The organism is Streptomyces sp. NBC_00872, assembly GCF_045161915.1.
Lineage (GTDB): Bacteria > Actinomycetota > Actinomycetes > Streptomycetales > Streptomycetaceae > Streptomyces.
In genome coordinates, this window is record NZ_CP108806.1 from 6462119 (window position 1) to 6475438 (window position 13320).

Here is a 13320-nt window from a genome sequence, read left to right on the forward strand (position 1 = left end):
CCCGGCAAACCGTGCAACGTTACCGGACGTTGGCGTCTCAGGGCGGTAAGTGCCCGCTCCGGCCTGTAGGTTGAGCCCGCCCTCGGTGCGCGGTCGCCCCTCAGCCCCGGCCCACGAGCGGCATCGTCGTCGCCATCACGGTCACGAACTGGACGTTCGCCTCCAGCGGCAGTTCCGCCATGTGCAGCACCGTCCTGGCCACATCGGCCACATCCATCACCGGCTCCACCGCCACTTCGCCGTTCGCCTGCTTCACGCCCCGGCGCATCCGCTCCGTCATATCGGTCGCCGCGTTGCCGATGTCGATCTGGCCGCAGGCGATGCGGTGCCGACGGCCGTCCAGGGAGAGGGACTTGGTGAGGCCGGTCATGCCGTGCTTCGTGGCGGTGTACGCCACCGAGTCGGGCCGGGGCGCGTGCGCGGAGACCGAGCCGTTGTTGATGATCCGGCCGCCCCGCGGGTCCTGCGCCTTCATCAGCCGGAACGCCGCCTGGGCACAGAGGAACGCGCCGGTGAGGTTCGTGTCCACCACCTTCTGCCAGGCGGACAGGGGGAGATCCTCCAGCGCGATACCTCCGGGCCCGAACGTGCCCGCGTTGTTGAAGAGCAGATCGAGCCGTCCGTACCGCTCGCTCACGGCGGCGAACAGGGCTTCCACGTCGGCCGGTTGGGACACGTCCGTACGTACGGTCAGTACACCGTTCGGTGTGTTTCTCCGTACCTCGGTCGGCGCTTCGCCGCCGTCCGTCGCCCTGTTCATCGCCGCCGCCGTCTCCTCCAGCGTCTCGACGCGCCGTCCGGCCAGGGCCACTGACCAGCCCGCGGTGTGCAGGGCCACGGCGACCGCTCTGCCGATACCCGAACCGGCGCCTGTCACCACGGCCGTTCCCCGGTCGGTGTGGGCGGTGTTGGTCTTCCGCATGGCGTCCATGGCCACGCAGCGTACGTGAGGTACAACTTGGCGGAGGCACGCGGATCTCATCACTCCGCCATGTGCATGTTGTGTACCCGACAACAGGGCGCCTTCGCCTCCGCATGGAATTCCAGGTGACAGCAGCCGTCAGGGGAGGGGCACATGACACCTTTTCACCGCCGGACACTGGGAACGGGACCGCGCGTACCGGCGCGGGGCCTGCCCGTACAGGGCGTACCGGCGCAGGGGACGCGAACGCCGACGGGAACGCCAACGCCAACGGGAACGGGCGCCCACGCGGCCGAATTGAGAGCGGCGGCCGCGCATCTCGGCCGTCGCCGGTTCCTCACCGGCACCGCTGCCGCCGCCGCGCTCGCCTTCGCCGTCAACCTGCCGACCGCGGGCGTCGCGGGCGCCGCGCAGCTGGACGCCAGGAAGATCACCGAGGACCCGTTCACCCTCGGTGTCGCCTCCGGTGACCCGCGTCCCGACGGCGTCCTGCTCTGGACCCGGCTCGCGCCCAGCCCGTACGAGCCGGACAGCGGACTGCCGCCCAACCGGGTCTCCGTACGCTGGGAGCTGGCGCACGACGCGCGCTTCACGCGGATCGTCAAGCGCGGATCGGCCGACGCGCATCCCGAGTTCCACCACAGCGTGCATGTCGACGTGCCGGGCCTGGGCCCGGACCGGGTGTACTACTTCCGCTTCCGCGTGGGCGAGTGGGTCAGCCCGGTGGGCCGCACCCGTACCGCACCCGCGCGCGGCGCCCGTATCGGCGAGCTGAAGTTCGCCGCGGTCTCCTGCCAGGCGTACCACGACGGCTACTTCACCGCCTACAGGCATCTCGCGCAGGAGGACCTCGATGTGGTCTTCCATCTCGGCGACTATCTGTACGAGTACGCCGTGAGCGCGGTCGGCGGTGCCCGCAATTACCCCGACATCCAGCTCCCCGCCCACTTCAACCGGGAGACGACGACGCTGGAGGACTACCGGCTGCGGTACGGCCTCTACAAGTCCGACCCGGATCTGCGGGCCGCGCACGCCGCGCATCCGTTCGTCGTCACCTGGGACGACCACGAGACCGAGAACAACTACGCGGGGGACACACCCGAGAACGATGTCCCGCCGGAGGAGTTCCTGCTGCGCAGGGCCTCCGCGTACCGCGCGTACTGGGAGAACCAGCCGCTGCGCGTCCCGCAGCGGCCCCAGGGCTCCGACATGAGGCTCTACCGCAGGCTGGAGTTCGGGCGGCTCGCCCAGTTCGACATCCTGGACACCCGGCAGTACCGCTCGGACCAGGCGTACGGCGACGGCTGGCAGACGCCGGGCCCCGAGTCCGAGGACCCGTCGCGCACGCTGACCGGCGAGGCCCAGGAGCGCTGGCTGCTGGACGGCTGGAAGAAGTCGGCGGCCACCTGGAACGTCGTACCGCAGCAGGTGACCTTCTCGCAGCGCCGCAATCTGACGACCCCGGACTTCAAGCTGTCGATGGATTCGTGGGACGGCTATCCGGCGTCGCGGCAGCGGCTGCTGAAGGGGGTGGAGGCGGCCGGGGTCAAGAACCTCATGGTGCTCACCGGTGATGTGCACACGGCCTACGCGTACGACATCAAGAAGGACTGGGACAACCCGGATTCGCGCACTCTGGGCACGGAGATCGTGGCGACGTCCGTCTCCAGCGGCCGGGACGGCTCGGAACGTCCCTCCAACTGGGCCACGTTCATGGAGGCCAACCCCCATATGAAGTTCTACAACGGGCGGCGCGGCTATGTGACCGTGACGCTGGGCGCCAAGCGGGCGCGGGCGGACTTCAGAACGGTGAACGCGGTGACGACGCCCGGCGCTCCGATCACCACGGCGGCGTCGTTCGTGACCGAGGCGGGCAAACCGGGTCTCAAGCCCGCCTGACGGGCCGATGCGCGCGGGGTGACCAGGCCCGGGACCTGGGTTCGGGACGTGAGCTAGGGACCTGGCCCGGGGCCTGGGCTCGGGATCAGGTTCGGGGCCTGGCACGGGTGGCGGCGGCGTGCCGGACCGGCTCCCGCCGGCGGGCGGCCCGGTGGACGGGCGGCTCCGGACCGGGTGTGCCGGGCGCCGCTGCCCGCAACGCGGTGCGATATGGCCGCCCGCGGCCACCCGGCCAGGCCGCGGCCACCGGCGTCAGGTTCCGGCAACCCGCGCGGCCCTGCCATCCGGCCGCTGTGGATCTTGACCCATTGGCGAGACAACTGCCTTCGGGTGGCCGCAGCGGGCCGGTGGCCCTGACGAAATGTGGTCGTCCGGGGGACGAGGAGGCGTCAGTCCGTGGGGAGACGCTCGTCCGTGGGGGTGTCAGTCCGTGGGGAAGCGGACGCCGATGCGGTCGCGTACCGCGTCGAGCGTCCGCATCACCGCGAGAGTTCCGTCCAGCGGCACCAGCGGGGACTCCGTCTCACCCGCGCGCAGACAGCGCATCACCTCGGCCGCCTCGTACTGGAGCCCGTACAGCCCGCCGTCCGCGGTGAACTCCTCGGGCTCGGCGCCGTTCCTGTGCAGGACGAACCGGTCCGCGTGGAAGAAGCCGGACGGCAGCTCGATACGGCCCGCCGTGCCGCTCACGGTCGCCGTCACCGGAGTGCCCGCCGTCAGCGAGCAGGTCAGCAGCGCCGTCGCCCCCGACTCCCAGCCCAGCAGCATCCCGGTGTTGAGATCGACGCCCTCGGGCGAGAGCAGCGCGTCGGCCTGGACGCGGTCGGGCTCGCCCAGCAGGAGCTGTGCGAAGGAGACCGGATAGACCCCGAGGTCGAGCAGGGCGCCGCCGCCGAGGGCCGGGTCGCGCAGCCGGTGGCCGGGGTCGGTGGGGCCGGGGAAGCCGAAGTCGGCCTGGACGGTCCGGATGTCACCGATCGCCCCGTCCCGTACCAGCTCCACCATCCGCCGGATCACGGGGTTGCAGTACGTCCACATCGCCTCCATGAGGAAGACGCCCCGCTCCCGGGCCAGGGAGACCAGCTCCGTCGCCTCCCGGACGTTGAGCGTGAACGGCTTCTCGCACAGCACGGGCTTTCCGGCCGCGAGGGCGAGTCCCGCCGCGGTGCGGTGCGCGGAGTGCGGAGTCGCCACATAGACGACGTCCACCTCCGGGTCGGCGACGAGCGCGGACCACTCCCCGTACGCGCGCGGGATGCCGAACCGGCTCGCGAACTCCTTCGCGGACGCGTCACTGCGCGAGGCCACCGCGACGACCTCGGCGCCGGCCAGTCGCTGTACCTCCTCGGTGAATCGCGCGGCGATCCCGCCCGTCGCCAGCACACCCCAGCGCACGGTGTTTCTCCGTGACGTCTGTGATGCCTGCGATGCCTGTGATGTCTGTCCCGTTGTCATAGCTGCCCCAAAAAAGGTCTCGACCGTTCCGGATGAGCTGAGAGCATAGGTAAGGATTCAACGACATGGAGAGACGATGCCGGACGGCGGTCAGACCACCGAAGGACGTAACGGCCACATACCGCCCGAGCAGCGTCGCTCGGCACCGATTCCGGAACAGCGGACCGTTCCGTCACAGGAACGGGTGATTGTTCCCGCGCCCACACCCGCGCCCACACCCGTGCCCACACTCACACCCGCGCCTGTACCCGCACCCGCACCCGCCGCCGAACTCGCTCCCGTCGCCGCCGCGCGCCGGGCCGGGCTGCTCGTCACCCTGGTGCTCGGAGGGCTCACCGCGCTGCCCCCGCTCTCCATGGACATGTATCTCCCGGCCCTGCCGGAGGTCACCCGCTCGCTCGGCTCACCCGCCGCGACCGTCCAGATCACCCTCACCGCCTGTCTGGCGGGCATGGCGCTCGGCCAGATCGTCGTGGGACCCATGAGCGACAAATGGGGGCGGCGCAGGCCCCTGCTGCTCGGCATGGTCGTCTATGTCCTCGCCACCGCGATCTGCGCCCTGGCACCGACCACCGAACTCCTCATCGGCTTCCGTCTGCTGCAAGGTCTCGCGGGCGCGGCGGGCATCGTGATCGCCCGCGCGGTGGTCCGTGATCTGTACGACGGCGAGGAGATGGCCCGCTTCTTCTCCACCCTGATGCTGATCTCCGGGGTCGCGCCGGTCATCGCGCCCGTGATCGGCGGACAGGTGCTGCGGCTCACGGACTGGCGCGGCATCTTCGTCGTCCTGACGGTGGTCGGCATCGTCCTCACCCTCGTCGTGTGGAAGTGGCTGCACGAGACGCTGCCGCCGGAGCGGCGGCACAGCGGTGGTGTCGGCGCGGCGCTCCACACGATGCGCGGACTGCTCGCCGACCGGGTCTTCACCGGCTACATGCTGGCGGGCGGTCTCGCCTTCGCCGCGCTGTTCGCCTATGTCGCGGCCTCGCCGTTCGTGGTGCAGGAGATCTACGGCGCCTCGCCGCAGACCTTCAGCCTGCTCTTCGGCGTCAACTCCATCGGTCTGATCGCCGTCGGCCAGATCAACGGCAAGGTGCTGGTCGGACGGGTCAGCATGGACCGGGTGCTGGGCTTCGGGCTGGTGGTCATCACATTCGCCGCGCTGGCGCTGCTGCTGATGACATCCGGGGTGTTCGGGGACGTGGGTCTCTTCCCGGTCGCGGCGGGGCTGTTCGTGCTGATGTCCGCGATGGGGCTGGCGATGCCCAACACCAACGCGTCGGCGCTGATGCGCACCCCGCACGCCGCGGGTTCCGCCTCGGCCCTGATCGGTACGTCGTCGTTCCTGATCGGCGCCGTCGCCTCGCCGCTCGTCGGTATCGCGGGCGAGGAGACCGCGGTGCCGATGGCCCTCGTCCAGCTCGTGTGCTCGGTCGGCGCGCTGGGCTGCTTCGTGGGTCTCGTACGGCCCTGGAAGCACCGGCCGCCCATCGAGCGTCCGGCCGGCGTCTGAGCGTCTGACCGCACAAGCACGGCGCGGCGCGGTGCGGTGCGGCGGGACGCCGGCTCAGCCGTCGCGGTGCGGGTACCCGATCAGATGCGGGGTGTCCTTGCCGTCCGTCCAGCGGAAGAGACCGGCCCCGGCCGTCTCCCCGCTGGGCAGCCGCACATTGGGCGACAGGTCCTCCGGGGTCGCGGTGGTGAGATCCACGAGGACGGGGGTGCCGCCGCCCGCGAGGGCGTCCGTCGTGTTGCGGGCGCTCGACGCGCCGTACGCCGTGCCGTCGTCCCCCACGGTCGTCAGGGTCAGCGGCTGGGTGCCGTCCGGCTCCTCGAAGCAGTACGCGGTCTTCTCCTCCAGATCGAAGGCGAGCCTCCCGGCGATCAGGAAGCGGCCGTCCGGGGAGGAGACGAGCTGAGGGTCCTCGACCGGCGCGATGGCCGGTCTGCGGCACCGCACCTGGGCCACGGCCTTGCCGGTCGCCGCCTCGTGCACCGCCCAGACATCGTGCGTCGCGGCGTCCTTGGCGCCCTTCTTCTTGCGCCACTTGGCGAGGATGTAGTCGCGCGCCACGGAGGCCGGCACCCCGGAGGCGGGGTCGGTGTCCTTCGGCGCGACCTTCCGGCTGAACCAGCCGCCGCGCACCCAGAATTCCTTGGCGCCGCTCACCAGCAGCCCTCTGTCGGTGACGGCACGGACCTCGGTCAGCTTGCGGCACTCCGGGCAGCCCTTGGGGTAACCGAGCGACCCCGGCGGGACCTTGACCACGTCCCCGGTCGCCGGGTCGACGACCGCGCTCACCGCCTTGCCGTCGCTGATCAGAATGCCGGGCCCGGCGGCGTTCACGGTCGGCTCGTCCACCCATGGGACCTCGACCCGCACCCGGGAGCCGTCGTCCGCGCTGTACACGTCCAGGGAGACGATGGAGTCCGACGGGCGCAGCGCGTCCGGATCGATCTTCCCGTAGGACCAGGTGACGAAGTACTCCACATCGTCCTTGGCGACGGAGAGCAGCCGCGGGAAGCGGTCCGGCGCGAAGAGCGGCCGCCAGGGCGCACCGTCCCAGCCGCGCTTGCCGGTCGAGGGATCGAGCGTACGGATCCGGAACCGGGCGTCGCCGACCCGTTCCAGATAGGCGATACGGCTCGTGGCCTCGGCGACCGCGTAATCGGGCGAGGCGTCGTTGATCTCCCAGCCGCGCGCGGTGTCGTACTCCGCGGGAACGGTGAGCCGGTGCGCCGCGAAGGAGGTGCTCTTCGGAGGCTTCGCGGGCCGTCCGTCGTCCTTCGCGTTCTGCTTGCCGCCGCAGGTGGCGAGCAGGAGCAGCAGCGCCAGCACGATCACCCCGGACACCAGGGCCAGACGTACGACCCTCTGTCTCATGGTCCCCCCGTGCGAGCGGCTGCCGGACAACGGGCGTCAGCGTAGCAACAGACACACGGCGGCTCGCAGTTCGCTTCCCCATTGCGGTCATGGGCCTGACCGTCGCGGTCACGGGTCACCGCGCGTACGGGCACCGGCCGGCCCCCGTACGGTCACCCGTCACGCCGCCCCGGCCCGGCGCCCCCGGTCCCATGCCTAGAATTCGGCGGTGAACGCCACCCTTCCCACCGCCGAGGCCCTGCGTGCCGCGCTCGCCGGGCTGCTCGACGGACTGCCGCCCCGACAGGCCGCTCAGGCCGTCGAGCGGCTGATCGCCAACTACCGGGGCGCGACGCCGACGGACGCGCCCGTGCTGCGTGACCGGTCCGATGTGGCCGCGTACGCCGCGTACCGGATGCCGGCGACGTTCGAGGCCGTACGGGCGGCGCTGGAGGCGCTCGCGGACACCGTGCCCGCCTGGGTACCCGGCAGCCATGTCGATGTGGGCGGCGGCACCGGCGCGGCGGTCTGGGCGGCGGAGGCGGTCTGGCCGGAAGAGGTCCGGACGGAGGCGGCCCGTGCGGACGGCCCGGGAGATGCGGACGGTCCGGGAGAGACGGGCGCGGCCGGCGCGGGAAGCGGGCGGGAGGGCGGCCGTACCACCACCGTCCTGGACTGGGCCGAGCCCGCCCTCGCGCTCGGCCGTGAACTGGCCGCCGCCTCCGGTGCCCGCGCGGTACGCGCCGCCGACTGGCGGCGCACGAGGATCGGTACGGCGCTGAAGCTGCCGGAGAGCGATCTGGTGACGGTCTCGTACGTACTGAAGGAACTCACCGAGCGGGACCGGGCGGTGCTCGTCGAGGAGACGGCGCGGGCCGCCCAGGCCGTGGTGATCGTGGAGCCCGGGACGCCCGACGGCTATCTGCGGATCATCGAGGCCCGGGACCGGCTGATCGCGGCCGGACTGCGGATCGCCGCGCCCTGCCCGCACGGTGGCGCCTGCCCGATCGAACGGGGCACGGACTGGTGCCACTTCGCGGCCCGGGTCAGCCGGTCCTCGCTGCACCGGCAGGTGAAGGGCGGCTCGCTGCCGTACGAGGACGAGAAGTTCAGCTATGTGGCGGCGGTGCGCTTCGGGACGCCGCCGCTCCCGGGGCGCACCGACGACGCGGCCCGTGCCGACCGTGCCCGCGCCGGCCGTGCCCGCGTCGTACGCAAGCCGCAGATCCGCAAGGGACAGGTGCTGCTCGACCTGTGCACCGAGGACGACGGACTGCGACGGGAGACGGTCACCAAGCGGCACGGCCCGCTCTACCGGGCGGCGCGGGACACGGAGTGGGGCGACACCTGGCCGCCGCCCCACACCACCGGCCCGGTCGCCGACCCGGCCACCGGTCCGTCCGGCGGCCCGTCCACCGACCCGGCCGCCGGTTCAGAGGCGTAGCTCCTGGGTGCAGCACTTCACACTGCCGCCGCCCTTGAGCAGCTCCCCGAGGTCCAGTCCGATCGGCTCGAACCCCCGCTCGCGCAGCGGCTCGAAGAGCCCGGCCGCCGCCTGCGGCAGCAGTACGTGCCGGCCGTCGCTCACCGCGTTCAGACCGAACGCCCCCGCGTCCGTGCCGTCGGCGATGAGCGCGTCGGGGAAGAGCCGGGCGAGCACGGCTCTGCTGCCGGGGGAGAAGGCGCCGGGGTAGTACATGATCTCGTCGGTTCCGTCGTCCAGCACACAGAGCGCCGTGTCCAGGTGGTAGTAGCGCGGATCCACCAGATCCAGACCGATCACCGGGCGGCCGAAGAACTCCTGTGCCTCGTCGTGGGAGAGCGGGCTGGAGCGGAAGCCGCGCCCGGCCAGCAGCCAGGAGGCCGTGACGGCGAAGTCGCCCTCGCCCTCGTTGATGTGCGCGGGCTCGTGGATGTCGATGAAACCGTGGGCGCGGAACCACTCCAGATGCGCCTCGGCCTCACGGTGCCGCTCCTGATGGGCGAAGCGCGCCCCGAGCACCCGGCCGTCGATGACCGTGGCGCCGTTCGCGGTGAAGACCATGTCGGGCAGACCGGGCAGCGGATCGAGCAGCGCGACCGTGTGTCCGAGCGCGAGATAGCGGTCCCGGAGGTCCTCCCACTGGGCGAGGGCCACCGGCAGATCGACGGGCTTGGCCGGATCCATCCAGGGATTGATCGAGTACGTCACCCTGAAGTAGTGCGGCGGGCACATGAGATAGCGGCGGGGCGAGGCGTCACGAGGCAACGGGAGCTCCTCACGGGTGATGAGAGCGGCGGTGTGCACGACGTCAGTGCGTGACGTCCGTGCACGGTGTACGCGCACGGCGTATGCGCACGAAGTACGCGCACGACGTATGCGTGTAAAAGTCATATTCCGCTTCGAAGGGCTCGCGCGCTGTGATCCGTTCGAGTGGTTCGTGTCCGTGAGGCGTCTTGGGTCCGCTGGGTGATCAGAGACGAAACGTCTCGATTCACCGTTGGTAGATTGACGCCATGGCCGAGACCAGGGGGACCACCGGGCCCGACTCCGCGCGGCGCAGCGAGCGGTCGCGCCGGGCGATCTACGACGCGGCACTCACGCTGGTGGGCGAGGTCGGTTACGGGCGTACGACCATCGAGGGCATCGCGGCCCGCGCCGGGGTCGGCAAGCAGACGATCTACCGCTGGTGGCCCTCCAAGGGTGCCGTGCTCCTGGAGGCCTTCCTCGATCTCGGGGACCGGGCCGCGCGAGCGGCGGGCGGCGGGGAGGCGGCGTACGAGATCCCCGACACCGGCGATCTGGAGGCCGATCTCAAGACGGTCCTGCGGGCCACGGTCGACGAGATGAACGACCCCGTGTACGAGGCGCCTTCCCGGGCGCTCGCCGCCGAGGGGATCGCCGACGCGGAACTGGGCGCGGAGTTCACCCGGAAGCTGCTCGAACCGTCGCTCCGGCTCTACGCGCGGCGGCTGGGCGCCGCCAAGGAGGCGGGGGCCGTACGGCGCGAGATCGACCTCGATGTCGCGCTGGAACTGCTGGTCGGGCCCCTCGCGCACCGCTGGCTGCTCCGTACGCTCCCGCTGACGCACGAGTACGCGGACGCGGTGGTCGAGTACGCGCTGTACGGTCTCGCCCCACGGCCCTGAGGCCCCGCAGCCCTGAAGGCCCGCAGCCCTGAGGCGCCACGGCCCTGAGGCCCCCACAGTCCTGAGTCCCGTCCTCCACGCGCCGCCGGGCGCCGCCGGGTAGGGGGCGCGGCGGGGGCGCGTGGAGGCATACGGGGCGGGCGGTCCGTATTCCACCGGCTCCGCCCCGCCGATCCGCCGTCCCATACCCGCACATACACGGCGATGAGCCCCGTGCCGCGGTCCCCGCACACATACCCCGGTGGGGAAGCACGTCCACCCGAGGAGCAGGATGGTGGGACCATGGATATGTCCGCAGGGGCGAGCACGAGGTGTGAGGGGATAGATGGGCGACGATTTCGGCCGCTACCGCGGCACGGAGAGCAGGATTCCCCAGTGGCTGCGCAGGCGTCCCAGGAAGAGCGCCGACGACTCCGCGCTCGCCGGTGACACGGCCGGCCGGGAGGCGCTGCTGCTCGCCGTCGCGGAGACCGGTATGCCCATCGCACCGGCCGCCCATCCCCTCGGTTTCCGATGTTCCTGCGAGCGGATCGGCTGTCCGACCCCGGCCAGACACCCTCTCTCCTTCGCCTGGCAGACCCAGTCCACGACCGACCGGGCACAGATCGAGCGCTGGGCGCGCAATCAGCCCGAGGCCAACTTCATCACCGCGACCGGCACGGTCCACGATGTGCTGGACGTACCGCTGGAAGCAGGCAGCCGCGCACTGGAACGGCTGCTGGAGCTCTCCATCGAGGTCGGTCCCGTGGCGGACTCCGGCGAGGACCGGATGCTCTTCTTCACCGCCACCCGGGGCACCCCCGAGGACGAGGACGAGTGGTGGCCCTGTGAACTGGACTGCCACCCCGAGACGATGGACGAGCACCCCGGTCTGCGCTGGCACTGCCGGGGCAGTTATGTGCTCGTACCCCCGGCCCGGCTCCCCGGCGAGCTGAACGTACGGTGGCTGCGCGGCCCGGAGCATCCGCTGCCCGACCCGCTGACCCTGCTGGAGACCCTCACCGACGCGTGCGCGCGGTACGCGGGCGAGAACACGGAACTGGACCACCACGCGGTGGCCTGGCCGCTGGGCCGCTGAGCCCCACGGCCGCTGAGACCGCTGGGCCGCTGAGACTCCTCGGCCGCTGAGACTCCTCGCCGTACGCCGAGCCCGCCGCCACGGGCCCTGACCGGGGGACGGGAGCGGGCAGGAGCCACGGGCCCGGGGAGCTACGACCCCTTCGCCGCGGTGACCCCCTGGAGGCGTCCCGCCACCACCACCTCCGGGGCGGCGGCGTCGCTCCCCGGCACCAGCACCGTCTGGCTGGACAGCCACTCCTTGGTGATCGTGTTCTTCACCTCACCGGTCAGCAGCGCCCGCACATCCTCGTTCACCTGGAGCCGGACCTCCTTCGCGGCCGTCTGGCGCTCGAAGAAGCGCGTGGCGAAGAACACCAGCGCGCCGCCGTCCTCCGTACGCAGCCCGAGCGGCGCGAAGTCCCCCTCGGTGACCGGCTGGTCCACGTACTGCGTGGTGAGACCGGGCAGCCGGGCCTTGTCCGCGCGCTCCTTGCGCCATCCGTCGGTGTGCTGGCCGGCCGCGAAGTGCTCGGGCTTGCCGCTCGACAGATACGAGGAGTACTCCTCGCTCAGATCGGCGGGCGCCACCGACACCGATGTGGTGTCCGGCTCCACCGCCTCGCCCCAGCCGTCCTTGTCCGTCCTGAACTCGGGGACCTGGTCGGGGGAGAGGATCGTCAGATAGGCGGCTTCCCAGCGCTTCTCCGGGCCGCCGCGCAGAAAGACCACCAGCCACCGGAAGGACGGGCCGCCGGCCGCGTCGCGGTTGCTCCTGGTGTCCGCGACGAACCAGCGCGGCCAGCCGGCCTTCTTGGGGATCGTGAACTTCGCGTCGGTCAGCTCCAGCGGCTGATGGCCGGGGTTGCCGTCCGGGCTGTTGATGCTCCGGGCCTTGAGACCGGCCTGGTTGATCATGCCGAGCGCACCGGTCACATACGCCGCGTCGAGCGCCGGATCGTAGGCCTCGTCCGCCTTGTTGTACGCCTCGGTGAAGTCATCGAGCGCCCGCGCGGCCTCACTCCGCTCCGCCGACGGTACGACCGCCAGCTCCCCGTGCACCGTCACGCACCCGCTCGCCGTCAGCGACAGCACCATCACCGTCGCGAGCCCCGCCGCTGCCCGAATCGGCCTTCCCAGCCTGCTCATCGGTCGCCTTCTGCTTCTGCTCCTGAGACCTCACTGACCGTCCGAACCCTACCGGGGCCAGGAACAGGGCGAGCGTCGGGATCAGATACAGACACCAGACAATGACCTGAAGCACCGTCGGGTCCGGCTGGAAGTTGAACACGCCCTTCAGCAGGGTGCCGTACCAGCTGTCCGGCGGGATCGTCGTGCTGATGTCGAAGGCCTTGTCCGGCAGACCGCCCAGGAAGCGCGCCTCCTGGAGATCGTGGACGCCGTACGCGAGCACACCCGCGGCGACGATCACCAGCATCCCGCCGGTCCAGGTGAAGAACTTGGCCAGATTGATCCTGAGCGCGCCCCGGTAGAAGAGCCAGCCGAGCACCACCGCGCTGGCGATACCGAGCAGCACACCGATCAGCGGCGCGTGGGTGCCGTCCGAGGAGGCACGGACCGAGGCCCAGACGAACAGGGCCGTCTCCAGGCCCTCGCGGCCCACCGCCAGAAAGGCCGTGGCCACCAGCGCGCCCGTGCCCATCGCGAGTGCCGCGTCCAGCCGGTCGTGCAGCTCCGACCGCAGATGCCGGGCCGTACGGCGCATCCAGAAGACCATCCAGGTCACCAGCACCACGGCGAGGATCGACAGTGAGCCGCCGAGCGCCTCCTGCGCCTCGAACGTCAGCTCCTGCGAGCCGAATTCGAGCCCGAAGCCGAAGGCCAGCGCGAGGGCCACCGCGACGCCGATACCGATCCAGATGGGACGCAGCGCGTCGCGCCGCTCCGTCTTCACCAGATACGCGACGAGGATGCAGACGACGAGACTGGCCTCAAGGCCCTCGCGCAGACCGATCAGATAGTTTCCGAACACGTC

General features: G+C 71.2%; 11 protein-coding genes. 5 read left to right on the forward strand and 6 right to left on the reverse strand.

Annotation, left to right across the window (positions count from 1 at the left end):
* Positions 1-100: 100 nt before the first annotated feature.
* Positions 101-931, reverse strand: a complete 831-nt coding sequence (locus OG214_RS27650; RefSeq protein WP_405986268.1) for an SDR family oxidoreductase — start codon at positions 929-931, stop codon at positions 101-103.
* Between the two features lie 144 nt (positions 932-1075).
* On the opposite strand from OG214_RS27650, the gene OG214_RS27655 reads away from it, so the two are divergent.
* Positions 1076-2821 (forward strand): alkaline phosphatase D family protein, encoded by a 1746-nt coding sequence (locus OG214_RS27655; protein ID WP_405986269.1) that lies wholly within the window; start codon positions 1076-1078, stop codon positions 2819-2821.
* A gap of 423 nt (positions 2822-3244) precedes the next feature.
* Here the strand turns inward: OG214_RS27655 and OG214_RS27660 are convergent, their stop codons facing one another.
* On the reverse strand, positions 3245-4204 hold the full coding sequence (locus OG214_RS27660) for a Gfo/Idh/MocA family protein (RefSeq protein ID WP_405987635.1): 960 nt from the start codon (positions 4202-4204) through the stop codon (positions 3245-3247).
* 148 nt (positions 4205-4352) lie between these two features.
* Here OG214_RS27660 and OG214_RS27665 point away from each other — a divergent pair, with 148 nt between their 5' ends.
* Complete coding sequence (locus tag OG214_RS27665; RefSeq protein ID WP_405986270.1) at positions 4353-5789, forward strand: Bcr/CflA family multidrug efflux MFS transporter; 1437 nt, start codon at positions 4353-4355, stop codon at positions 5787-5789.
* Positions 5790-5843: 54 nt separating this feature from the next.
* On the opposite strand, the gene OG214_RS27670 is transcribed toward OG214_RS27665, so the two are convergent.
* Entirely contained in the window at positions 5844-7160 is a 1317-nt protein-coding gene (locus OG214_RS27670) for a hypothetical protein (RefSeq protein ID WP_405986271.1), read from the reverse strand.
* Between the two features lie 208 nt (positions 7161-7368).
* On the opposite strand from OG214_RS27670, the gene OG214_RS27675 reads away from it, so the two are divergent.
* Entirely contained in the window at positions 7369-8583 is a 1215-nt protein-coding gene (locus tag OG214_RS27675; protein WP_405986272.1) for a small ribosomal subunit Rsm22 family protein, read from the forward strand.
* On the opposite strand, the gene ddaH is transcribed toward OG214_RS27675, so the two are convergent.
* Positions 8572-9387, reverse strand: coding sequence for a dimethylargininase (ddaH, locus tag OG214_RS27680; protein WP_405986273.1), 816 nt, complete (start codon positions 9385-9387; stop codon positions 8572-8574). The genes OG214_RS27675 and ddaH overlap by 12 nt on opposite strands.
* A gap of 248 nt (positions 9388-9635) precedes the next feature.
* Here ddaH and OG214_RS27685 point away from each other — a divergent pair, with 248 nt between their 5' ends.
* Positions 9636-10268: a TetR/AcrR family transcriptional regulator gene (locus OG214_RS27685; protein WP_405986274.1), complete on the forward strand. Its 633-nt coding sequence runs from the start codon at positions 9636-9638 to the stop codon at positions 10266-10268.
* A gap of 325 nt (positions 10269-10593) precedes the next feature.
* Positions 10594-11346, forward strand: coding sequence for a bifunctional DNA primase/polymerase (locus tag OG214_RS27690; RefSeq protein ID WP_363080827.1), 753 nt, complete (start codon positions 10594-10596; stop codon positions 11344-11346).
* Positions 11347-11477: 131 nt separating this feature from the next.
* Here the strand turns inward: OG214_RS27690 and OG214_RS27695 are convergent, their stop codons facing one another.
* A complete protein-coding gene (locus tag OG214_RS27695; RefSeq protein ID WP_363080845.1) occupies positions 11478-12422 on the reverse strand; it encodes a hypothetical protein in 945 nt (314 codons plus the stop codon).
* Positions 12343-13317 (reverse strand): iron uptake transporter permease EfeU, encoded by a 975-nt coding sequence (gene efeU / locus OG214_RS27700; RefSeq protein WP_405986275.1) that lies wholly within the window; start codon positions 13315-13317, stop codon positions 12343-12345. The genes OG214_RS27695 and efeU overlap by 80 nt, the downstream gene beginning before the upstream one ends.
* Between the last annotated feature and the right edge of the window lie 3 nt (positions 13318-13320).